18 protein-coding genes and 1 riboswitch are annotated in these 23,344 nt (G+C 56.2%); of the genes, 11 read left to right on the top strand and 7 right to left on the bottom strand.

Annotation, left to right across the window (positions count from 1 at the left end; translation table 11 throughout):
• The first annotated feature begins 59 nt into the window (after positions 1-59).
• A complete protein-coding gene (locus GCE01_RS03330) occupies positions 60-2,210 on the top strand; it encodes a beta-N-acetylhexosaminidase (RefSeq protein ID WP_099210901.1) in 2,151 nt (716 codons plus the stop codon).
• A 134-nt stretch (positions 2,211-2,344) separates the two neighbouring features.
• Positions 2,345-4,414: a M13 family metallopeptidase gene (locus tag GCE01_RS03325; RefSeq protein WP_099210899.1), complete on the top strand. Its 2,070-nt coding sequence runs from the start codon at positions 2,345-2,347 to the stop codon at positions 4,412-4,414.
• 43 nt (positions 4,415-4,457) lie between these two features.
• On the opposite strand, the gene metE is transcribed toward GCE01_RS03325, so the two are convergent.
• On the bottom strand, positions 4,458-6,770 hold the full coding sequence (gene metE / locus GCE01_RS03320) for a 5-methyltetrahydropteroyltriglutamate--homocysteine S-methyltransferase (protein ID WP_099210897.1): 2,313 nt from the start codon (positions 6,768-6,770) through the stop codon (positions 4,458-4,460).
• Positions 6,771-6,886: 116 nt separating this feature from the next.
• Positions 6,887-7,090: riboswitch (cobalamin riboswitch) on the bottom strand.
• A gap of 67 nt (positions 7,091-7,157) precedes the next feature.
• Between metE and GCE01_RS03310 the strand changes: the two genes are divergently transcribed.
• The 3 genes from GCE01_RS03310 to GCE01_RS03300 are packed head-to-tail and all read left to right on the top strand — an operon-like array spanning position 7,158 to position 9,689.
• Positions 7,158-8,084, top strand: coding sequence for an ArsR/SmtB family transcription factor (locus GCE01_RS03310; protein ID WP_099210895.1), 927 nt, complete (start codon positions 7,158-7,160; stop codon positions 8,082-8,084).
• A gap of 29 nt (positions 8,085-8,113) precedes the next feature.
• Complete coding sequence (gene metF, locus GCE01_RS03305) at positions 8,114-8,980, top strand: methylenetetrahydrofolate reductase [NAD(P)H] (RefSeq protein WP_099210893.1); 867 nt, start codon at positions 8,114-8,116, stop codon at positions 8,978-8,980.
• Positions 8,981-9,026: 46 nt separating this feature from the next.
• Positions 9,027-9,689 carry an HAD family hydrolase gene (locus GCE01_RS03300; RefSeq protein ID WP_099210891.1) on the top strand — a complete coding sequence of 221 codons (663 nt, stop codon included), beginning with the start codon at positions 9,027-9,029 and terminating at the stop codon, positions 9,687-9,689.
• Positions 9,690-9,700: 11 nt separating this feature from the next.
• Here GCE01_RS03300 and GCE01_RS03295 read toward each other — a convergent pair whose 3' ends face one another.
• The 4 genes from GCE01_RS03295 to GCE01_RS03280 form a co-directional block, all read right to left on the bottom strand.
• Complete coding sequence (locus tag GCE01_RS03295) at positions 9,701-10,789, bottom strand: LacI family DNA-binding transcriptional regulator (RefSeq protein ID WP_046900105.1); 1,089 nt, start codon at positions 10,787-10,789, stop codon at positions 9,701-9,703.
• Between the two features lie 142 nt (positions 10,790-10,931).
• Complete coding sequence (locus tag GCE01_RS03290; protein ID WP_099210889.1) at positions 10,932-11,189, bottom strand: hypothetical protein; 258 nt, start codon at positions 11,187-11,189, stop codon at positions 10,932-10,934.
• 96 nt (positions 11,190-11,285) lie between these two features.
• Positions 11,286-11,687 carry an ArsR/SmtB family transcription factor gene (locus GCE01_RS03285; protein WP_046900104.1) on the bottom strand — a complete coding sequence of 134 codons (402 nt, stop codon included), beginning with the start codon at positions 11,685-11,687 and terminating at the stop codon, positions 11,286-11,288.
• A complete protein-coding gene (locus tag GCE01_RS03280) occupies positions 11,684-12,328 on the bottom strand; it encodes a peroxiredoxin (RefSeq protein ID WP_099210887.1) in 645 nt (214 codons plus the stop codon). The genes GCE01_RS03285 and GCE01_RS03280 overlap by 4 nt, the downstream gene beginning before the upstream one ends.
• Before the next feature lie 105 nt (positions 12,329-12,433).
• Here GCE01_RS03280 and GCE01_RS03275 point away from each other — a divergent pair, with 105 nt between their 5' ends.
• From GCE01_RS03275 to GCE01_RS03260, 4 genes are all read left to right on the top strand, one after another.
• On the top strand, positions 12,434-13,360 hold the full coding sequence (locus GCE01_RS03275) for an MBL fold metallo-hydrolase (protein WP_167386103.1): 927 nt from the start codon (positions 12,434-12,436) through the stop codon (positions 13,358-13,360).
• Between the two features lie 41 nt (positions 13,361-13,401).
• Complete coding sequence (locus GCE01_RS03270) at positions 13,402-15,087, top strand: bifunctional protein tyrosine phosphatase family protein/NAD(P)/FAD-dependent oxidoreductase (RefSeq protein ID WP_099210883.1); 1,686 nt, start codon at positions 13,402-13,404, stop codon at positions 15,085-15,087.
• A gap of 15 nt (positions 15,088-15,102) precedes the next feature.
• Entirely contained in the window at positions 15,103-15,870 is a 768-nt protein-coding gene (locus tag GCE01_RS03265; RefSeq protein WP_099210881.1) for a sulfite exporter TauE/SafE family protein, read from the top strand.
• A 274-nt stretch (positions 15,871-16,144) separates the two neighbouring features.
• Entirely contained in the window at positions 16,145-16,690 is a 546-nt protein-coding gene (locus GCE01_RS03260) for a cupin domain-containing protein (protein WP_064273653.1), read from the top strand.
• Positions 16,691-16,713: 23 nt separating this feature from the next.
• On the opposite strand, the gene GCE01_RS03255 is transcribed toward GCE01_RS03260, so the two are convergent.
• Entirely contained in the window at positions 16,714-17,652 is a 939-nt protein-coding gene (locus GCE01_RS03255; protein ID WP_099210879.1) for a glycosyltransferase family 2 protein, read from the bottom strand.
• A 282-nt stretch (positions 17,653-17,934) separates the two neighbouring features.
• Here GCE01_RS03255 and GCE01_RS03250 point away from each other — a divergent pair, with 282 nt between their 5' ends.
• Complete coding sequence (locus tag GCE01_RS03250; RefSeq protein WP_167386102.1) at positions 17,935-18,588, top strand: TetR/AcrR family transcriptional regulator; 654 nt, start codon at positions 17,935-17,937, stop codon at positions 18,586-18,588.
• A 9-nt stretch (positions 18,589-18,597) separates the two neighbouring features.
• Here the strand turns inward: GCE01_RS03250 and GCE01_RS03245 are convergent, their stop codons facing one another.
• The gene (locus GCE01_RS03245) at positions 18,598-20,865 is read right to left on the bottom strand and encodes a TonB-dependent receptor (RefSeq protein WP_099210877.1); all 2,268 of its coding nucleotides are present in this window, start codon (positions 20,863-20,865) and stop codon (positions 18,598-18,600) included.
• A gap of 169 nt (positions 20,866-21,034) precedes the next feature.
• On the opposite strand from GCE01_RS03245, the gene GCE01_RS03240 reads away from it, so the two are divergent.
• The gene (locus GCE01_RS03240; RefSeq protein ID WP_086633769.1) at positions 21,035-23,299 is read left to right on the top strand and encodes a TonB-dependent receptor; all 2,265 of its coding nucleotides are present in this window, start codon (positions 21,035-21,037) and stop codon (positions 23,297-23,299) included.
• Positions 23,300-23,344 lie beyond the last annotated feature (45 nt).

Genomic DNA, 23,344 nt, shown 5'->3' with positions numbered 1-23,344 from the left:
CAGAGTGATACGGTGAAAATCGTTTCAGATACTGATCCGTAACTGCAAGGAAGCCTTGAATGACCCGGACCACGCCTTTCCCTTATGGTTCTTTCTGGAAGAAAGTGTGTCTGGGGAGTGCTTTGCTTGCTGGCACGGTTTGTGGAGGCCTGGCCCAGGCGGCACCTGCTCTGATGCCTGTGCCGCAATCCGTCTCGGCGTCCAATGGTGTCGCATCCCTTGCAGGAGGTGTCCGGATTGTCTGGGCCACCCCGCCGTCACCGCTTTTGCAAAGAGCCGCAGCCCGTTTTTCTCAACGCATCGGTGCTCTGACAGGCGCATCTTCTGCGCATGGTGGCCCGTACGTTCTGCATATTAGTGCATCTTATGATCCGGCCTATCTCACGGTTGGGGCCAAAGAGCATTATGCTCTCACGACATCAGCGGATGGCGCCCATCTGGAAGCTGACGGACCGGCAGGCGTTGTGCACGGGCTGGCTACATTCCTGCAGCTTGTTCAGAAAACATCAGATGGGGTGGTGGTAGAACGGCTGCATATTGATGATGCGCCACGCTTTGCATGGCGTGGCCTTCTGTTGGATGTGTCCCGGCATTTCGCTTCTGTAGAGACCGTCAAACGCCAGCTTGATGCCATGGAGCTTCTGAAGCTCAACGTGCTGCACTGGCATTTGAATGACGGGACCGGCTTCCGTGTGGAGAGCCGTGTTTTCCCGAAGCTGACGAGCGTTGGATCGCACGGGCAGTATTATACGCAGGCTGAGGTTCGAGACATTGTGACCTATGCTGCGGATCGCGGTATCCGCGTTGTGCCGGAATTTGACGTGCCGGGTCATGCACTTGCAGTGTTGCAGGCCTATCCGGAACTGGCGGCACAGCCACTGCCCGAGGTCAACGCCGTTGGTGAAAACCTGAACAATCCGGCGATGGACCCGACCAATCCCAGGACGCTGACATTCATTCGTGCGCTGTATGCGGAAATGGAAACACTCTTTCCGGATCATTATTTTCATTCGGGTGGTGACGAGGTTCTGGGCACTCAGTGGACCAGTAATCCAAAGATTGCGGCCTATATGAAGGTGCACGGATACAAGGATGCACCAGCCCTTCAGGCAGCCTTCACGGCGCAGGTGGAAAAAATCCTGTCCAGCCAGGGCCGCGTCATGATGGGGTGGGACGAAGTCAGCGAAGCGCCAATTCCCAAAAATGTTGTTGTGGAAGGGTGGCGCGGCTCCAAGTGGACGGGTTCTGCCACACAGGCCGGGCATCCGGTTGTCGTGTCTTCGGGCTATTATCTGGATATGTTGACGCCGTCCCGGACGCATTACGCCATTGATCCGTATGACACTAAGGCGAATGGCATTACGCCCGAAGAACTGACGGAGACACATCCGAAGATCACCCCGCTGCTTCAGGCTTTCATTCAGGACCCGAATGCAGCGCCTTTGACCGATGACCAGAAAAAAATGGTTCTGGGAGCAGAAGGCGCGCTCTGGACGGAGGTTGTCTCCGAAAACATGTTGGATGCCCGTCTGTGGCCCCGTACCGCAGCTCTGGCCGAGCGGTTCTGGTCTTCTGAAAACGTGCGGGATGTGGATGATCTGGAGCGCCGCCTGCCTGTGGTCATGGCAGAACTTCAATCAACAGGGTTGCAAGCCGTGCAGCATGAAAATGCGTTGAAGGAGGCTTTGGCACCTGCGCATACCGGCCCTCTCTCCACGCTTTTGAGCGTTACGGTTCCGGTGCGCAATTACGCCTTGAATCGTCTGGCCTCCAAAAGTGGCGATGCCATGCTGTCGGCTCCGGTCGCTATCGCCGATCCGGATGCTTTTGAGGCTATCCGCTTCAACGACATGGCTAAACGGTATGTCGCGGGAGAAAAGAGTCTGAAGTCTCCCTTGAAGGCCATGCTGGCAAGCTGGGCTGCCAATGATGAAGCTTTTGTCGCAATTGCCGCAGATGTGCCTGCTCTGGAGGAAGTCACGCCCGTATCTCACACGGTTGCGGCCCTCTCCAACGCGGGATTGAATATTCTGAATGGCGCTTCAGGAACAGCCTGGCGGCTGGATGCGCAGCATCTGATCGCTGCACAGGAAGAGCTGTTTCACAACTCATCCAACCATCTGTTGTCCCTGAAACGCGAGCAGCCTCCCGGGGGGCTGCTTATTGCCATTCTCCCTGGCATTAAAGCGCTTATTTCCAGCCAGAATTAATGCCTTTTTCCATACCTCGCTTTTTTGGGCGAGGTATGGCTCTTGGCGTCCAGGTCGTTTCGACTGTAAACTTAAGTTACAGGCCCGCGGACGGACCAAAAGGCCTGCCTGTTTTTCACATTTAGGCCTCTCATATGCATCAGAAGAAACTCTCCCCCAAGGCTGCTTTGCTGCTATCCGCCAGTCTTGGCCTGGTAGCGCTGCCTTCGATTGCGTCTGCCAAGCCCGCAGTGCCTCAGATTACTTATGACCAGTATGGTCTGGATCTGGCCGGGCGGGATGTGAGCGTCAAGCCGGGAGACAGTTTCTTCGATTATGCCAATGGCAGCTTCCTGAAAGCGCTCGAAATTCCATCGGATATGAGCAGCTACGGCCCGTTTAACGCGCTGGCTGAAGCATCCCGCCAGCGCATTCAGTCCATTCTGAAAGACCTGTCCGCGCATCCGGTCGCTCAGCCTCAGACGATCGATGAGAAGCTGGGCACCTATTATGCGTCTTTCATGGATGAGAAGGCTGTCGAAGCTTTGGGTTCCAAGCCGCTGGATGCTGAAATCGCAAGCATCCACACAATTACGGATCTGAAGGCATTCGCGCAGTTTAGTGGGGCGTCGTCCGATACGTTCGGATCATCGCCGTTCGCGCTGGACGTGGATGTGGATGCGAAAGATCCGACGAAATATGCGCTCAGTGTCGATCACGCCGGGCTCGGGATGCCGGATCGGGACAATTACCTGAAGCCGGAATTTGCATCCAAGAAAGCGGCCTATCAGGCATATGTCACGAAGCTTCTGACGCTTGTTCACTGGGCTGACCCCGCCAAGTCAGCGGCAGACATTGTAGCTTTTGAAACCGAGATTGCCAAAGTTCATTGGGCGCGCACGGAACTCCGCGATCCGGACAAGACCTACAACCCGACGACGGTAGAAGCTCTGGTTAAAAGTGTTCCTTCTTTTGACTGGATGACATGGTTGCGGGCGTCAGGTGTGCCTGAGGCCGGGTTGGCGCAGCGGATTGTTATTGTTGGTGAGCCTTCCGCCATCAAGGCGGAAGCGGACCTGATTGCAAAGACGGATCTGAACACTCTTCGCGCCTGGCAGGCGTTCCATACGGCGAGCAATGCTGCATCGTTCCTGCCGGACGCTTTTGTGCAAACGCGTTTCGCCTATGTGAAGGCCATGTCAGGTCAGCCTGCTCTGGCAGCGCGTTGGAAGCGTGGTGTGGATTTCACGAGTTCCGCCATGGAAATGGCGCTCGGCAAAATCTATGTGGAGCGCTATTTTCCGGCTTCGGATCGTGCGGCCATGCAGACGCTGACGGGTAACCTGAAGGCGGCTTTCCACAACCGCCTCGAACACAACACATGGATGAGCGCGCAGACGCGTGAAGCCGCGCTGAAAAAGCTGGCCAGCTTTGAAATTCAGGTCGGTTACCCGAATGAGTGGCGGGATTATTCCGATCTGGTTGTGAAGAAGGGCGATGTGTACGGCAATGCCGAGCGCGCTTTCGCTTTCGAATGGCACTATCAGTTAAGCCATCTCGACAAGGTTGTTGACCGCAACGAGTGGCTGATGTCGCCCGCAACGGTGAACGCCTACAACAATCCGCGTTTTGTGGAAGTCGTGTTCCCGGCTGCAATCCTTCAGCCGCCGTTCTTCAATCCGAAGGCTGATCCGGCTGTGAATTATGGGGCGATCGGGGGTGTCATCGGGCATGAAATGACCCATTCCTTCGACGACAAAGGCCGCAAGTACGATGACAAGGGGCGTCTGCGGAACTGGTGGACAAAGGAAGACGAAGCGCGCTTCCAGAAGCTCGCAGATCGGTTTGGTGCGCAGTATGACGCGTTCGAGGTTCAGCCGGGCGTGCATGTGAACGGTAAGCTTACGATGGGCGAAAACATTGCCGATCTTGGTGGCCTGACCCTGGCGCTGGATGCTTACCATGCTTCCCTGAATGGGAAGCCTGCTCCCGTCATTGATGGTCTGACGGGCGATCAGCGCGTGTTCATGGGGTGGGCACAGGTCTGGCGTGAGAAGGTTCGTCCGGACACGGAGAAGCAGATGGTCGTTATTGACCCGCACTCGCCACCAAAAGCTCGCGTAAACATCCCGATGCACAACGTGGACCTCTGGTACAAGGCCTGGAACGTGCAGCCGGGCGACAAGCTCTATCTGACACCGGATCAGCGCGTCAAAATCTGGTAATTGCGTATGATGGGGTGGAAAACCACCCCATCTACTCGCTGGTTTACGGACGCATATAATGGGCTGCCGCAACCATGTTGATGAGTGCAGCTTTCGTCTCCGGCCATTTGCGGGTTTTTAGTCCGCAATCCGGATTGACCCAGAGGGCATCCGGGCTAATGGCTTTGCTGGCTGCCCGAAGCAGTTCCACCATTTCCTCGACAGACGGCACGCGTGGGGAATGGATATCGTAAACGCCCGGCCCGATTTCCGCAGGGTAGCGATAGGCTGCGAACGCATCGAGTAGTTCCATGCGGGAGCGGGCGGTTTCAATCGAAATCACATCCGCATCCATCGCGCCAATGGCGGCAATGATATCGTTGAATTCCGAGTAGCACATATGGGTATGGATCTGCGTGGCGTCCTGCACACCCGAGGCTGAAATGCGGAAACTTTCCACGGCCCAGTCCAGATAGGATTGCCAGTCTGCGCGACGGAGCGGCAGGCCTTCACGCAAGGCGGCTTCATCAATCTGGATAATGCCGCACCCGGCTTTTTCCAGATCGCACACTTCATCCCGGATCGCGAAGGCGATCTGTCGGCACGTTTCCGAACGCGGCTGATCGTCTCGCACGAAAGACCAGTTCAGGATCGTGACAGGTCCCGTCAGCATACCTTTCATCGGGCGGCTGGTGATGGATTGGGCATATTCCCACCATTCAACCGTCATGGCTTTTGGGCGTGACACATCCCCGAAAATGATGGGTGGCCGGACATAGCGGGACCCGTAGGACTGCACCCAGGCATGCTTCGTGAACGCAAAGCCGGAAAGCTGCTCCCCGAAATACTGCACCATGTCATTGCGCTCAAACTCGCCATGCACCAGCACCTCAAGATCAATCTCTTCCTGCCAGCGGATGGTCCGGGCGGTTTCTTCCCGCAGGAAGGCTTCGTAAGCCTCGGAAGAGAGCTCTCCTCGTGCATGATCCGCACGGGCTTTGCGGACTTCCGGCGTCTGGGGGAAGGAGCCGATAGTCGTCGTCGGATACAAAGGCAGCCTGAGTTTGGACTGTTGCAATGGACGGCGCGCGGGGAAGGGTGAACGGCGCTGGGCGAGAGCTGGATTGCGATCCGCAGAGCGTGCCTGAACGGTAGGATCGTTGATTTTTGCAGAAGAGCGGCGCGCCCGAAGAGCCGCAGCGTTTTCGGCTAGAGTTGCTTGCACAGCGCCCCGGCCTTCATTCAGGGCGCGCCCCAGTGTGTGCAACTCCTCGATTTTCTGAACGGCGAATGCGAGCCAGGATTTTACATCTGCGTCCAGGTCTGTCTCCCGTTCCAGATCAATGGGTGTGTGGAGGAGAGAGCAGGACGGAGCAAGGATCAGGTCACGCTGGCGCGCCAGAGGTTCAAGATGGTCCAGAAGCGCGTTCAGATCGGCCTTCCAGATATTCCGCCCATCCACTACGCCCAGAGATAGCAGCAGGTCAGGTCGTGCTTTTTCCAGAATGGATGCAAGCTGCTCGGGAGCGCGGACAAGGTCTACATGCAGCCCGTGAACTGGCAGGCTGAGGGCGATGCCCTGATTGTCTCCGAGCGCGCCGAAGTATGTGGCGAGCATCAGTTTCAGGTCTGGAACTGTGGTTGTTAGAGTGTTGTATGCTGTCTTGAACGCTGCGCCAGCATTTCCTGGCAGATCCAGAACAAGACACGGCTCGTCAATCTGAACCCAATCTGCGCCTTCTGCTCGGAGGGCGTTCAGAACCCGTTCGTAAACGGGCAGTAGGGCAGGAAGCAGATCAAGGCGATCAAACGCCGGGCCATCACATTTTCCCAGAAGCAGGAAGCTGACAGGTCCGAGCAGAACGGGGCGTGTCTCAATCCCAAGCGCCTTGGCTTCATGATATTCCTCCACCGCTTTTGTAGAGGCGAGGCGGAACGTCTGGTCTGCTGTGAATTGCGGGACAAGGTAATGGTAGTTCGTGTCAAACCACTTGGTCATTTCGGCGGCGGGAACGTCCTGAGGTGCGCCATGAGCATGACCGCAGCCACACTCTTCGGATGTCGTCTGGAAGCCGCGGGCCATGGCGAAGTAGGTTCCCAAGTCCACCTTGTCCTGCACGTTGCCGTAAATGGCGGGAACAGCACCGACCATTGCGGATGTATCCAGCACATGATCGTAAAGCGAAAAATCGTTGGAAGGGATGATCTCGGCACCGAGGTCTTTCTGGCGCTGCCAGGCGGACGCTCGAAGGGACGCGGCTGTGGAAAGCAGATCATCGGCGGAGGAATTTCCCGCCCAGTACTGTTCAAGAGCGGTTTTCAGTTCACGGCGGGTGCCGATACGCGGAAAGCCCAGAGTTGCGACGCGGACGGTCATGAAAGCCTCGACAGGTTCGTGGCAGTGCGCTCGCAGGGCATGCAGGATCGTTCACGCCCCGAACAGGAAATGTGCGGCGTGGAGACATGCGTGACCCGTCCGGAACGCCCCGCCGGAGGATGTTATGTGCCGTGGCAGGTCTCCTGGCTTACGGGTTTTCGCGCTGATTCCGCCTTCCCGGACTTTCATCCAGTGGCCTGTATGGAATCGGCACTCGCCGCTGACAGTTGCGGGGGCAGCGCCGGCTTTGCACCGGCTTCCCTCTTAGCCACGCCGGATGCGTGAACATCCGACATGGAACCATGACAAGCCTTATGACTGCCGCATGCTCTGAAAAAGAGTCAATAGCTCTTGCTCATATAAAGAACTCCTTATATGTAAATCCGTATGGAGCAGGCCCTCATCATTTTCCAGGCACTGGCAGACATGACCCGTCTGCGGATTCTGGCCCTTCTGCGCGAGATGGAACTGTCCATCGGCGAGGTGGCGCAGGTGCTCGGGCAAAGTCAGCCCCGCGTGTCACGGCATGTGAAGATCCTGGCAGATGCGGCATTAATTGAGCGCCGCAAGGAAGGAAGTTGGGTCTTTTTGACTTTGGGCGTTCCGGATCTTCTAGAGCCTGTCTTTATGGCGTTGGATCGATGGACTGCGCGGGAACCGGCGGAAATCCGTGCGGATCGTATTCGCTTGCAGGCCATTCGAGATGTTCGTGCGCTCGCGGCGGAAGACTGGTTTGAAACCCACGCGGCAGAATGGGACGCATTGCGTTCCTTGCATGTGTCCGAACAGGAGGTCGAAGCAGCGATCGTAAAGACGCTCTCCGCATCTCCGATCGGCCGCCTTGTGGATATAGGCACTGGGACCGGTCGTATGATGGAGTTGCTGGGAGCCGGCGCCCAGACAGTCATAGGGTTTGATCGCAGTCCTGCCATGCTGCGATTGGCGCGGACCAAGCTTGCGGAAGCTGGTCTGGAGCAGGCTGATCTGCGGCAGGGGGACTTTCAGGCCCTTCCGTTGCCGGAGCATTCAGCCGATGTCGCGGTCATGCATCAGGTTCTGCACTATGCACAGCATCCGGCTGCTGTAATTGCGGAAGCCGCGCGTATTCTGGATGCCAATGGTCGATTGCTGATTATCGATTTTGCCTCCCATAGCCGGGAAGAACTTCGCACACGGGATGCGCATGTTCGGCTTGGGTTTACCGATGCGCAGATGGCGACGTGGTTTCGCGCAGCCGGTCTGGTTCCCGCAGAGCCAGTGGCGCTTGAAGGCGAACTGACGGTCAAACTCTGGCTTGGCCAACGCCCCAACTGATCCGAATTATTGAATAAGGAGCTGGCGTGATGCCCGCACAGACAGGGCCTCTGCCCGCAATTTCGTTCGAGTTTTTCCCTGCAAAGTCGGAAAAGGCAGCCGCCACGCTGCTGGAAAACGCAAAAACGCTAGCTGCTTTTGGTCCGCAGTTTATGTCCGTGACGTATGGGGCAGGTGGGTCAACACGGGACCGCACCCTGGTCACCCTGAAAGACATGGTTCGGGAAACTGGCGCGCCAATGGCTGGGCATCTGACCTGCGTGGGAGCCTCCAAAGAAGACGTCAATGCCGTGGCGCAGGCGTACTGGGACGCTGGTGTGAAGCATATTGTGGCCCTGCGTGGTGATCCGCCGCCGTCAGCCGGGGGCGTCTATGAGCCTCACCCGGAAGGCTACGCGGGGGCTGTGGATCTGGTGCACGGATTGAAGGAGATTGCGCCGTTCGAAATCTCCGTTGCGGCATATCCGGAAACGCATCCTGCCGCGCTTAGCCCGCAATCGGATCTGGAGCATCTGCGAGCGAAGATTGATGCGGGTGCGGACCGGGCTTTGACGCAGTTTTTCTTCGAAGCGGACACATTTCTACGCTTCCGGGACCGTGCTGCGGCCATTGGAATCGAGCGGCCGATCGTGCCGGGTATTCTTCCGGTCGGAAGTGCTGCGCAGGCCTGGAAGTTTGCCGATATGTGTGGTGCGAACGTGCCGAAGTGGATGCGCGACCTGTTTGAGGGACTGGATGAAACGCCTCAGGCGCGGGCGTTTGTCGCGGCTACGATTGCAGACCGGCTTTGTCAGACACTGAAAGCTGAAGGGGTGGAGCAATTCCATTTCTATACGTTGAATCATGCAGATACAGCATCAGCCCTTTGCCGCCTTCTTGGGCGACGTGCGATCTGAAGCGGAGAGGGCTGGATTTCCTGCGTAAACGGGGTGACAAAAGGGAATGACAAGATTCCCGATCGTTCTTCTCGACTACGATGGTACTCTGGCGGAAACGCAGCCGGCCATTCTTCGCAGCCTGAAGGAAGCCTTTGAAGCCAGCGGCTACAAGGGCCCTTCATCAGACGCCCTGAAGCATCAGCTGTCAAAGGGTGGGACGCTTCAGACGCTGTTTCAGGCGATCGTTCCCGACAGTGACGCAGAGGATGCGCAGGCTTTTGTTCGTCATTATCGGGCATATTACCCTAAAGCCGATCAGGAAGAGACCGTTCTGTTTGACGGGGTGAAGTCAGTGCTCGACGACCTGAAGGCTGACGGGGCAACGCTGGTCATCCTCAGCAACAAGCATGCTCCAACTGTTCATGCCAGCATCGAGCGCTTCGGCCTTGGTGGGTGGATCAGCAATGTGATCGCGTCCGAACCAGACTACCCGCACAAGCCGGATCCCCGCGTCATGACGGACCGTGTGCGGCCGTTGTTCCCGGAAGTCCCCGCATCAGATTTTCTGATGGTTGGCGACACGGCGGCAGATCTTGGATTTGCCCGCAATAGTGGCATTGCATCCTGCTGGGCGAGTTATGGGCACGGGTCTGCAACGCAGTGCATTGACCTGAAGCCGGATTTTCAGATCGACAGTATTGCCGGGCTTCTGAACGTCGCTCGCTAATACAGTGTGGTTCAGCCCTTGGGGGCTGGACCAATGCTGCCGCGAGCGACGAGTTCTGTTTCCAGAATGACGTTCTTGTTCTGGCGGCCGTCCTGCTGGGTCAGGAGACGGACTGCCTCCATGCCTTTGCGCTCATGAGGCTGGCGAATTGTGCTGAGGTCCGACAGGGCAGCGGCAGGAATGTCATCAAATCCAAAAATCGACACGTCTTCAGGAATGCTGAGACCCGCCGCACGGATTGTTTGCATGGCGCCAATTGCAACGCGGTCGCTCATTGCCAGAATTGCTGTCGGTGCATTCTGCCGGTTTAGCAAGAAGCGCGCGCCTTCAGCACCGGACTCTTCAGAGTTGATCGGAATTTCCCAGGCAGGCACGTTCTCAGGGGCAATGCCGGCTTCCTGAAGGGCTGTTAGGTACCCCTCAAGACGCATGGCAATCGTGCTGTGCGCAATATTGGCGCGACGTTTGGCCGTCAGGATCCCAAAATAGTCGTCATGGGCTGTTTTGAGAGACAGGATACCGAAGCGACGGTGTCCTAGCTCAAGCAGCGTTTTTGCCGCGTTGTAGGCGGCTCCACGGTCATCAATGCCGACATATGGCACGTTGTCCAAACGAGGCTGGTCCACCACAACGAGCGGAACGTTCCGCTGCTGCGCCATCAAAACGCACCGGCTATCGGGGGCCACGGAATAAAGGATGTACCCGTCGACCGCAGCATTGCCGAGCGAAACAGGTGTGTTCATGTTGCGGAGGCTGCTGCCTGCTGAAATAAGGGCCAGATCCGTTTCCATTTCATCGCAGCTTTTCGCGACGCCGTTCAGCACGGCGAGAACGGCAGGATCAGAAAATGCGTATGGAAGATCTTCACTGAAGAGAAAGCCCAGTGCCCCGGAGTGCCCGGTTGCAAGCTGTTTCGCTGCTGGATCAGGGCCTGTATATCCAAGCTCCTGCGCCGCCGCGAAGATCTTTTCCCTCAGCGCAGCCGAGAGTTGGCCCGGCCGGATATAGGCATTCGAGACTGTCGTGTGGGACACCCCGACCTGTGCCGCTACATCCTTGAGCGTAACCTTGCGACGACCGTACTGACGGGTTGTTTTCATATGTTATCCAATAATGAAAACGCTGCCTTCGTGCAATCCTGACGGAAGAACGCGAAGGCACCTAATATGCAGGTGCCTCAGGTAAATGCTGGTCTGAACGTCGTCTGCCCATCTTCACGATTACGACAAGAGGGTAAACGTCTCAGTTTTTTGGCTTTGTTGTCGTAGTATTTTTCTGCGGAGCTGGTTCAAACATCGCCCGGCATTTCGGGCTGAGCTGATCCATCTTCTTTCTCATGCAGGCTGTAATCTTGGCTTCGTTAGGAATGGCAAACGTGCACAGGCGGATGGCGTCACCTTGGCAGGCCTGTTTCTGCTCGTCGCGTGTCGCGGCTGACGCCGTGCCAGACAGGGCGGCAAAACCGGTCAGGCAGGCCAGAAGCATCAGATAGCGGGTCATGGACCTTCTCCTTTTCCATCTAAAAGCGTTTGATAAGCAGGACAGTTTCCGTTGGCTCGCACAGTGAAACAGGGTGCGGTGCAAGCCGGGTTCTGGTCATCGGGAGAGCGGACGGACGATGCGCGCAAACCTTGCGCCTTCCAGGGAAGAGCGTTGGGCACCGGGTTTGCGTGAAGGGGCTGTAGCTGTTGGTGAGACTGCCAGTCCGTCAGGGCGGAGTGTCATGATGAGCATTCTGGCGCGAGCGGCGTCGGGCGTATCAGCCATACAGTAACTGATGGCGCGGGACTCTCGCTGAGACTCAATCAGCCCACTGCGGCGGAGTGTGCCGAGATGCTGGCTCAGTGTTGGTTGGCCAATGCCTGTCATGGTCTCGATTTCACTGACAGCATGTGAGCCATCGAGCAGGGCCGACAGGATCATGAGGCGTTGAGGCTGAGCGAGCAGGCGCAGCCATTCAGCAAGATTTCGGCTTTCTTCGAGGGCGAGAAGAGTCATGGGCGCGGCTTCTTCGGCTGAAGGAACCAGTTCGGACCTGCTTTCTGAACTGCTTCCTGGGTCTGAAGAGGGGGGGCAATAGCGGCCTGTCCAGGCTGCCAGCCTTCCGGTGTCAGCACGTTGGAGCGATCTACTTCCTGCAAGGCGGAAAGCATACGCTGCAACTCGGCCACTGACCGGCCAACGCTGGCAGGATAGCTCAGGATGGCGCGAATAATCCCCGTCGGATCAATGAAAAAGACGGACCGTACCGTGGCGCTGTCCTGTGCTTCCAGATCCATCATTCCGTAGGCGCGGGCGACCTCCATGGAGGGGTCTTCAACGATCGGGAAAGGAATGCGGACATTGAAGCGTTCTTCAATGGCCGTAATCCACGCCAGATGAGCGGGAAGACTGTCAGCGGAAAGCCCAAGGAGCACGCAGTTCCGTTCGCGGAAAAAGGTCTCCACTTTGGCAAAGGCAATGAACTCGCTCGTGCAAACGGGTGTGAAGTCCGCCGGGTGGGCGAACAGCATGACCCAGCGCCCTCTTAGCGAACTCAGTACGAATTCACCGTGGGTCGTGCGTGCCGTAAAATCGGGGGCCTCGTCGCCTATGCGAAGGGGGAAAAAGGCGGAGTCTTCAGTGAGTGGGCCTGTCATGATGCTGTATCCAGCCTGTCCGGGTCTTGACTGTTGATAGTTTATTACTTTATTAAACACATAATTGTTTTCTTGGAAATGTGTAACTCCAGAGGTGAAAACGCCATGCCTGATGCTGCCATTGACGCTGCAACTGCCCAGATTGGACGTGTGCAGAGTGGTGAGGTTCCATCCCCTGTAGTTTGCACGTTCTTTGATGAAGCGACAAATACAGCCAGTCACGTTGTTCACTGCCCGATTACCAAGCGCGCTGCGATCCTCGATAGCGTGCTGGACTATGATGCTGCTGCGGGCCGGACATCCAATGGTTCTGCACAGGCGATTGTAGATTATGTGCGCCGGGAAGGGTTGTCTGTTGACTGGCAGCTGGAAACCCATGCGCATGCCGACCATTTGTCTGCAGCGCCCTGGCTTCAGGAGCAACTCGGCGGAAAACTGGGAATTGGCGCGAACATCGTGCGCGTCCAGAATGTATTTGGAAAAATCTTTAACGCGGGTACGCGTTTTGCACGGGACGGATCTCAGTTCGATCATCTTTTCCAGGATGGGGAGACGTTTTCCATTGGCGATCTGCCCGTCACGGTCTTGCACGTGCCAGGCCATACGCCAGCAGACATGGCGTTCGTGATCGGAAACTGCGCCTTTGTGGGCGATACGATCTTCATGCCGGACTTCGGGACCGCACGTGCCGATTTTCCCGGCGGGGATGCCCGTCAGCTTTTCCAGTCCATCCGTCGGCTTTTGTCCCTTCCGGAAGAAACGCGCCTCTTTCTGTGCCATGACTATAAAGCGCCGGACCGCGAGGACTACGCATGGCTGACCACTGTGGCTCTGGAACGTGCCCATAATATTCACGTTCATGATGGTGTGAGCGAGGACGATTTCGTGGCGATGCGCACAACGCGTGACGCCACCTTGGCGATGCCGAAGCTTCTGATGCCGTCAGTGCAGGTCAATATGCGTGGCGGTCATATGCCCGAGCCAGAGGCTGACGGCATCAGCTACATCAAGATACCCGTCAATCGCCTCTGAGCCGGTTGACCGATTCAGATATTTTTGTCGGAGAGCACGTCATGCCAACCACGTCTTTAACGGATCGCTACGCTGTTTCCCCTCAGGTCACGCCGCCGGATGTTGCGGATCTTAAGGCCGAAGGTTTCCGGAGCATCGTTTCGTTTCGCCCGGATGGTGAAGCGCCGGATCAGCCGAATGCGGCGGCCGTAGAAGCGGCTGCAAAGGCGGAAGGGCTGGCGTTTATTGCAATTCCTGTGAAGGCGGGAACGGTGCCAAGCGATGCTCAGGTGTTGCAGGCCAGAGAGGCACTGGCTTCTCTTCCGGCTCCGGTTGTTGGTTATTGTCGGTCAGGAACACGGGCCGCCCAGATCTGGGCTCTCGCAGAAGCTGGTACGCGTCCTGCTTCGGAAATTCTCGCAGATGCCGCGCGTGCCGGTATTGATCTGGGTGGGTTGAAGTCGCGCCTGGATGCTGTGCCTGCGCCGACCATGGCTGCACGTGAAGGCGCGCGGCATTTTCAGGTGCTGGTTATCGGCGGCGGTGCGGGCGGCCTTTCCGCCTCCGCCAGTCTGCTCAAGCGCAATCCTGCTCTGGCTTTGGGAATTGTTGAACCCTCAGAAGAGCATTTCTATCAGCCGGGCTGGACCCTCGTAGGGGGCGGCGTTTTCAAGGCATCCCAGACACGTCGTCGGGAACAGGACCTGATTCCCAAGGGTGCTGTCTGGCTGAAAACGTCCGTTGAACTTTTCCGCCCCGAGGCGCGTGAGGTTGTCCTGAAGGACGGCACGGTTCTGTCCTATGATGCGCTGATTGTAGCGACAGGCATCTCCCTGAACTGGGACGCTATCCCTGGCCTGAGTGAAACGCTGGGCAAGAACGGGGTGACGTCCAACTATCGCTTTGATCTGGCGCCTTACACATGGCAGCTGGTTGAGAAGCTTAAGGGCGGCAAGGCTATTTTTACGCAGCCGCCTATGCCCATCAAATGCGCAGGTGCCCCACAAAAAGCCATGTATCTGGCCAGTGACGCCTGGCGTCGTCGGGGCGTTCTGAAAAATATTTCCGTCGAATTCAATACCGCCACACCGGGTCTGTTTGGGGTGAAAGAATTTGTCCCCCCTCTGATGGATTATGTGCGGGATTACGGTATCGCCCTCCATCTGGGATCAAAGCTGGTCGAGGTAAATGGTCCTGCCCGGACTGCCGTTTTTGAGCGGAAGACGGACGCAGGCGTGGAGCGTGTGGAGAGCACGTTTGACATGCTGCATGTCGTACCACCTCAGGTTTCCCCAAAGGTTGTCAGGGAAAGCGCCATTGCCGGGTCGGACGGTTTTGTTGAAGTGAATCCGGAGACGCTCCAGCATGTTCGGTATCCGCAGATCTTCGCTCTGGGGGACGTGATTGGAACGTCCTGCGCCAAGACGGCAGCCGCTGTGCGGGTACAGGCCCCTGTGGTTGCAACGAATGTTCTGGCCTTCTTGCAGCGCAAAGATCCGGTGTCTGGATATGACGGATATGGCGCATGCCCTTTGACCGTTGAGAACGGCAAGATTGTTCTTGCTGAGTTCGCTTATGGCGGGAAGCTCGCGCCGACGTTGCCGAAGTGGCTGCTCAATGGCCAGAAGGCGACCCGCCTCGCTTGGTGGCTCAAAAAATACGTCATGCCGGCTCTTTACTGGAAAGGAATGCTTAAGGGGCATGAGCTCTTCGTTGCGCCAAAGTCCTTGAAGTCCGGTAAGAAATAAGTATCGGCCAGACTGATGCAAATCGCGCTTGAGCTGTTCTGTGGTGTCATTATCGGTTTTACGCTGGGGCTGATTGGCGGTGGCGGATCAATCTTGGCTGTTCCGCTGATGGTCTATGTCGTGGGGGTAAAAAATCCTCATGTTGCGATCGGGACAAGCGCCATGGCTGTTGCCGTCAACGCACTGGCGGGACTTGTCAGTCATGCGCGACAGAAAACCGTCAAATGGCGGTGCGCAGCAGTTTTTGCGCCTTTTGGTGTTGTCGGCGCACTGGTGGGTGCTGCGCTAGGTAAAGCTGTTGACGGGCAAAAACTGCTGCTTTGCTTTGCAGTCCTGATGATTGTTGTCGGTATTCTGATGCTTAGGGGACGTCGGAACCCTGGCATCGCGGGCGCTGCCTGTAATCGCGACAATATGCCCAAGGTCATGGCCAGCGGAACGGCCACAGGGCTCCTGTCGGGCTTCTTTGGTATTGGCGGTGGGTTTCTTATTGTGCCCTCGCTGGTTGCCTGCACGAGAATGCCCATTCTGAATGCAATAGGGACGTCTCTGGTCGCCGTCGCCGCTTTTGGGGCCAGTACTGCTCTCAGCTACATGCTGTCTGGGTACGTTGACTGGACAATGGGCGCGCTTTTTGTTTTTGGCGGTGTGGTGGGTAGTACGCTTGGGACCTCAGCGGCCCGACGCCTGGCGGGAGCCGGCGGTACCCTCACTACGTTCTTTGCATGTGTGATCTTTGTGGTGGCTACGTATATGATCTGGCGGAGTCTCACTGCCTTCTGAATTTGAATATTGGATTTCTGGTGACGTCCATCATTCGTGACGTGGTGCTGAGGCATTCATAATTAAATTAATTATCCCGTTTCAGGCAGGAAATACTACGCTTCAGCAAGAGCTGAAAGAAACCTGTGAGGGGTTTTTGAACGCGTCTGTCAAAACGAGGCCACCGGAAAAGTAATTTGCCAGCATCTCATTGGTGTATCGGGCTTTTTTCATGTTCCATTCCTCAATCGTTATGACATACTGAGATGTAATGGTCAGACGATTGGGAGAATGAATGGTGACGGATGTTGGTCAGCGGTTGCGGCTCGTTCGTGTTGCAAAAAATCTTTCCCAGCGTGAGTTGGCCAAGCGTACCGGTGTCACCAATTCCACAATTTCCCTGATTGAGTCGGGGGATATGAACCCCTCAATCGGCACTTTGAAACGTGTTCTGGACGGTATTCCCGTCACACTCGGCGATTTCTTCAGTTTCGAAACAGAAGGGCAGGAAAAATACTTCTATCTGGCTGATGATTTAACTGAAATTGGGCAGAGCGGTATTTCTCTGCGGCAGATCGGCGGGAACCTGTTTGGTCGCGCTCTCCAGGTCCTGCACGAGCGTTATGATCCTGGGGCTGATACCGGTGTCGCGTATGCGCATGACGGTGAAGAGGCTGGCGTTGTCATTCGCGGTCAGGTGGAGGTGACGGTGGAGAACCAGTCCCATATTCTTGGGCCGGGAGACGCCTATTACTTTGACAGTCGCAAGCCTCATCGCTTTCGCTGTATCAGTGACGAAGCCTGCGAAGTGATCAGTTCGTGTACGCCTCCGACGTTTTAAAAACGCCGTAAGCGCTAATGGCTCTATGCCGTCAGAGCGCGCTTTTCCCTGAAGCCGTCGCGTAGATAATGTTGTAACGGGCCGATTGTGTAGTGGCGCCTTACATCTCGATGGGCAGCAAGATAGGCCTCACTGTTCCACAATGTCGTGGCTAGTCCCGGCCCCTCAATGAAAGCGAGCTCTGTTGAGCCAATCCCTATGAAAACGCGCACGCTGTCATCATACAGATGCGTGTATTCTTCGGCTGTTACCAGAAGAGCCTGAACAGCATGAGCACCTTCTGCATGAGGTTTGGTCAGGTATGCGCGGAGAGCAGCCTCATCATCAGCATCAACAAGCCCCGTCACCTTGTTTTTCAGACGATCTCTCCAGGCCGCATAGGGAAGGTGATGGTCATGCAGATAAGTGAAAACAGTACTCTTGAACTCATCGCGGATCGCTGAGCGCGGCTCATGTTGCCCGTCATCACAGATGGAGATTGTTTTTGCAGATACAAACCCCTTGTGGAAGTGCCGGACGGGCGCATACCAGCCGGGTCGGCCCGGAACGTTGAAAAGGGATGTATCAATTCTGAGCGCGCAATCCGTACCTTTCAAAGCATCGAAAGCATCATGAATTGCGGTTTTGTCTAAAGTGATTCCCTCATGGGTAAAGACGGCCAGAAGTTCGTCGCAATCGACAGGTAAGGCAAAATCATATTCGTAATTTTGGTCCCACTCCTGAATGATGCGAGTGAGATGTCCGCCTTTGCGGTGGAAATCATGTGGTTGGTTCAAATCCCGGCGAACCGTGACGCCCTGTTTTTCGACGGCTTCGAGAATGGAAATTGTCTGCGGGTCGACTGAGCCGTTATCAAGAATGGTGAGGTTTTCGAAGCCGAAGAGCCAGGCGTAATGCGTGATCCATCGCGCCAGTGCAGTGCCCTCATCCCGCTGCATCATCACAACTCGCACGATAGCCATGTTTTACTCTTCCCAATGTTTCCAGGATTGTCGAGCAGACAGGTCATGCGTCTGATCGCAGGGTCCGGCTCGTGTTCACAGAAATATATATAGAGATCGGCCCCACTTCGCTATCCCGTCCAAATTGGGCAGAAATGATTGGCCCTGAACTTTACCATTCACTGCTCACAATTTCATGAGGGGTGTTTTTTAGGAGAAACGCACCAATCTTAAGGCTTGTGGAAAGCCTCTCGGTTTCGTTAAGGCTAGATGCAAGACCTTATTCAATCAGGGAGGCAGGGCATGTCCCAGTCATCATCTTTAGCGGTAAAGGAAGCTTTTCCGCCGCATCTGGCAGATATGAGGGTCAGTCGCTCACCGGGCAGGCCTATCAATCTTCTGCTGAAGGATACGATTCTTTCAGCGATTGCCACGGTCCTGACGGAAGAGGGCTATCAGGGCCTCACGATCGGAAAAGTTGCCAAGCAGGCAGGTGTGTCTACCGCGACGGTCTATCGCCGCTGGCCTACCAAGCAGGCCATGTTCTTTGATGCCATCCGTCAGTGGAAGTTCAGCCTCACGCCTGAAATCGATACGGGCAGCTTTCTGGGAGACGTCGACCAGTTGATCGAAGCGCGTATTCGCTTCCTAGCAACTCCTCTGGGCCGCACATATGGTACGCTCCTGGGTGAAGCCGTGCATAACCCGGAGTTCGGTACTGTGCTCCGCGAAGTGAGTATTGAGCCAGCCCGACAGCAGATGCATCGCTTTCTTGAGCGCGCAAAGAAGCGAGACGAAGAGGCTTTCTGCTATCCGGCGGATACGGTTCTGGATGTCATTCTCAGCACCATCCACTTCCGTGCCATGGATACGCTGTGGAACAAGAGCATCGACACGGAAGTCAACATCCGTGACCTCAAGGCTTTGACCCGCTGCCTGATTGGGACGCGCCAATAGGGGCGTGTTTCAGAAGCCGCAGGAGACGCGGCCGCCGATGAAACGTGGTGTGCCGGGAATGTAGAAATACGTTGTTGTCGCCATTCCTCCGCTTTCGAAATACTGGCGGTTCAGAATGTTGGAGGCGTAAATCGTTGCTTCCCAGTGCCCGGATGAGGGGCGAAGGGTCGCATGGGCGCCGAGTAGGAAGTAGGGAGGCAGGCGATAAAAGCCGGTGCCTCCTACGGCAATGGCCTGGCTGCCGCGATAAGACCAATCCGGGCCAATATCCAGTCCCAGATGGTCAGTCAGTGCCTGCCGCCACTCTGCCTGTCCGTTCAGGGTGAGTTTTGGCTGGCCGTTATCAACGCCAGCGAAGTTATTGTTAATGGCCTTCCAGACACCGGTCTTGGCATAATAGGCGTTTGTGGCAGCCCGATTGACGTTCGGAAAATCCTGATAATTGCCACGCTGCCAGCCAATGTTCTGCGTGACAAAGACATGCCGAACCGGGTGCATTTCCACCGTACCCTCAAAGCCCCAGCTCTCGGACTTGGGGACATTGGTGATCTCGCTGAGTGGGCCGTAATTCGGGATCATCACGGTCCCGACAACCTGCTGTCCATGGAAATCATTATAGAAGGCCGCGCCATTCAGGCGGAGCTTTCCCGGGATTGGATCACTTTTGAAGCCAACTTCGTGGGTCAGGACCGTTTCCGGGCCAAACGGATCGAGCTGCGCCTGGATCTGGGTATTATTGGCGCTGAACCCGCCAGGTTTGAAACCTTTGCTCAGCTTGTAATACACCATCGTGCTCTGCAACATCTGCCAAGACACGCCGACCTGTCCTGCGAACTGAGCCGAGGCAGTGCTTTCAGGCTGGAAAATATGTGTCGAGCCACCAAAAATTTCTGATTTCAGACCCGTCAGAGAGCGGTCGTCGATCTCGTGCAGTAGGCCCCCAAACAGCGTGACGTTATGCGGCAGACGATAGCTGATGTGACCGAACTCGGACGTACTTTCCTGGTTCATTCCAAAATTGGTGGACATCATATAGCCACGGGCCGAGTAGTCTGTGTAATCGAACAGGAAGCGCTGTTTCATACGGCTGCGCTGATAAAATGCTCCGACAACCCATTGCAAACGACTGTTCGGGTCGTTTGAAGACAGGCGCAACTCCTGCGTAAATGCGTTCGCACTGATCGTTCTGTACGTATCCGCCTGTGACGCAGATGTGCCGTCCTGATCCGTATATTCCCCTTGGCGTTCCGTCTCGAAAGCGCTGATGGACGTGATTTTGGCAAAGCCGAGATCACGGTCCATATGCAGGTCAAAACCCCAGAACTGGTTGTGCTCACTTGGTTTGAGGCTGCGAGGTCGGCCGATCAAATCGGCGAACTGTGGCTTGAGAGACCATTCAGCTTGCTGTCGTCCCAGTGAGGGCAGGCTCTGTGAGCCGATCAGGCGATAGACCGGAACGCCGGTGACGACTTCGCTGTTATCCTGCACGAAATGACCGGATAGCATGATGGTCGTGCGACTATCGGGGCGCCAGCGGAGCTTGCCGCGTAGGGCCCAGGAATCTGCGTCCCCCAGATGTGCGCCCGTGAGAGGATTGGTCTGCCAGCCACCGCCCTGTCGCGTTTGACCGGCAAGACGGAAATCCAGTCCTTTCGCCAAGGGGCCGGACACATAGGCTTCGCTCCGGCTACGGGCGTAGGACGCAATGTCTTCGCTCGCGCCATAGTGCCAGGTGCTTGTTGGGTCCGCTGTCCGAAAGCGGACCTCGCCGCCTGTGTCAGACTGTCCGTGCATGGTGCCGACTGGGCCGGGAGTGACAGTTGCATCTGCCAGATCGAACATCAGGCCACTGGCCATGGTTGAGAACGCAAAAGGCACGTCATCGAAATAGGTTAGAACGGTCGGAATATTGTTTTGTGTGAAATCGTTGAAGCCGACCCCGCGAAGGTAGAAGTTTGTGGAAGCCGTTCCGTTAATGGACTGGATCGTCAGGTTGGGGGCCACGCGTTCGACATCCCGTAACGTGACAACGCCACGTTCGATCAGTCGCTCGGCAGTCAGACGCGTGTCTGCGTCCGGCTGTTTTTGTGCGGCCTGGAAGGCAAAATCCGTTCGTTTGACACTGACTTTGATCGTCTCATCAGCCTGCGCATTAACCGACTTCGGGTGTGTGTGCCGGGGTGTCTTGTCATACTGTTGTACGGCAGGCGCTGCCCACAGGGCTGATGGGAGGCCAGCAAGACTGGCTCCGAGAAGAAGAACCCTGCGGAACGACATGGGGACACTGGTCTCCGGGAGCGGAAGAACGGGAAATTGTGGCTTTTATACCGCACGTGAACTGCAGAGCCAACAATCAGGAGGGAAAAGGTCCAGTTCTGCTTGATTTGTTATGATATAACATAATAAGGAGTCGCACTTAGAACCTTCTTCGCCTTCTGAGGACAACATGCTGCCTTTTGTGTCTGCTCGATCTTTTATTCTGCTGCTTGGGTGCACGACTGCCCTGTGTGGTACGGCATATGCTCAGGACGCAACGACAGGCACGACAACCGATACGGAAACGTCCCGTTCCAGCTTCGGTCATTCTGACGACCAGCACGGCACGACCGTGACGGAAACGAGCCGTCAAGGGGAAGACAATATTGTCGTCAATGCCCATCTGGAACGTGCCCGCGATGCGCTCCAGTCTTCCACGGGTGCTACGACCTATCATTTCAGCCGTCAGGATATTGAGACCAATCCGGGCGGTGACAATGCCCCGCTCACGTCCGTTCTGCTTCAGGCTCCGGGTGTTGCGCAGGATAGTTATGGACAGATCCATGTTCGTGGCGACCATAACGAAGTCCAGTTCCGTCTGGATGGCGTTGCCCTACCGGAAGGCATGAGTGTTTTCGGGCAGGCGCTGATGACCCGCTTCGCACATTCCATGTCTCTGACGACGGGCGCGCTCCCCAGCGAGTACGGATTTCTTCAGGCCGGTGTGATCGATATCAACACCAAGAACGGCTATTCCGATCCCGGCGGCAGCATCTCCATCTACGGTGGCGCGCGCGACTATTTCTTCCCGTCTCTGCAATATGGTGGTCACAAGGGGAAGTGGGACTGGTTCGCTACGGCTGATTATGTCCACAACCGTGTTGGCATTGAAAACACGACCCCCAGCTTCAATGCGATCCACGATCTGACCAATCAGTATCACTTCCTCGGTCACGCCCGTTACACGGTTGATGAAAATACCCGGATCAGCCTGACCGCCGGTGTTTCGAATGCCGAGTACCAGCTCCCGAACAATCCGGGTCAGCAGCGCCAGTTTGCCAATCCGTCCTATACGGGCAGCACCCTGTCCCAGAACCAGTATGGAAACGGCGATAGTAACAGCCTGAGCGAGCACCAGAAGGAAATCACGGATTTCGGCATGCTGTCCCTTCAGAAGGACATGGGCCGCCTGAGCTTCCAGACGTCTGCCGTGCTGCGATACAGCTCCCTGCGTTACTCGCCTGATCCGTTGGGCGATCTGGTTTATAACGGTATTGCACAGCGCGCAGCCCGCTCGGTTTTCTCAACCGGAAACCAGACGGATGCGACCTGGCAGGCCGCGAAGAACCATACCGTCCGTTTCGGTTATCAGGTCTATGTTGAGCGTAATACGTCCAAGTCTGATTCAACCGTTTATACGCAGACGGGTGAAGATGATGACGGCAATGCCGTTTACTCCGGCGATACGACCAATATTCATGATGGTTCTGGCCGGACTGGCTGGATGTATGGTCTGTACGCTCAGGATGAATGGCGCCCTATCAAGAACCTGACCATCAATTACGGTCTGCGCTTTGACGGTGTGGATGAATACACCCATTCAAAGCAGGTCAGTCCGCGCATCAATATCGTTTATAAGCCCTGGCATGGTGGGACCTTCCACGCGGGCTATTCGCGTTACTTCACGCCACCGCCGTTCGAACTCGTGACCGGAACGGCCCTGTACAAATATACGGGCACCTCTGCACAGCCCGCCAACTACAAGAACAGCACGGTCAAGGCTGAGCGCGACCATTACTTTGACGCTGGTTTTTCTCAGACAATTCTACCGGGCTGGCATGCGTCGTTTGATGCCTATGTCAAGCTGGCGAAGAACATGATCGACGAAGGGCAGTTCGGCTCCCCAGTCATCCTGTCTGTGTTCAACTATCGTCGCGGACAGGTCCACGGGTACGAGTTCTCCACAGACTACACACGGGGTGCCTTCAGTGTTTACGGCAACTTCTCCTGGTCGCGCGCCATCGGCAAGGATGTAGTGTCTGGTGAATGGAACTTCGATCCGGAAGATCTGTCGTATATCAAGAAGCACTGGGTCCATCTTGATCATGATCAGCGTTGGACGGCTTCTGCGGGGACCAGCTACACGGCGTTCTACAGAACTGGTCATCCGCTGCGTCTGTCAGCAACGATGGTTTATGGAAGCGGCCTGAGAGCGGATGGGGCGACGCCGAATGGTGCTTCTGTCCCGCAGTATGCGACGTTCAACCTGTCGCTGGTTCAGTCTTTCAAGGATCTGTTCCACGTTCCATTCCTGAAGCAGACGCAGGTTCGTCTCGACGTCACCAATCTGTTCGACAAGACGTATCTTCTGCGTGATGGCAGTGGAATTGGCGTTGGTGCGCCACAGTATGGTCTGCGCCGTACAATTCTGACCGGTATTGATCAGCGGTTCTAACCGTCGGAACTATCCAGAGTTAAGAACGGGGGCAGCTGCGAAAGC

It is taken from the genome of Gluconobacter cerinus (assembly GCF_002723935.1).
Taxonomy (GTDB): Bacteria; Pseudomonadota; Alphaproteobacteria; order Acetobacterales; family Acetobacteraceae; genus Gluconobacter; species Gluconobacter cerinus.
Note: the sequence above shows the minus strand (reverse complement) of the source record. Positions and strands in the feature narration are given on the sequence as shown.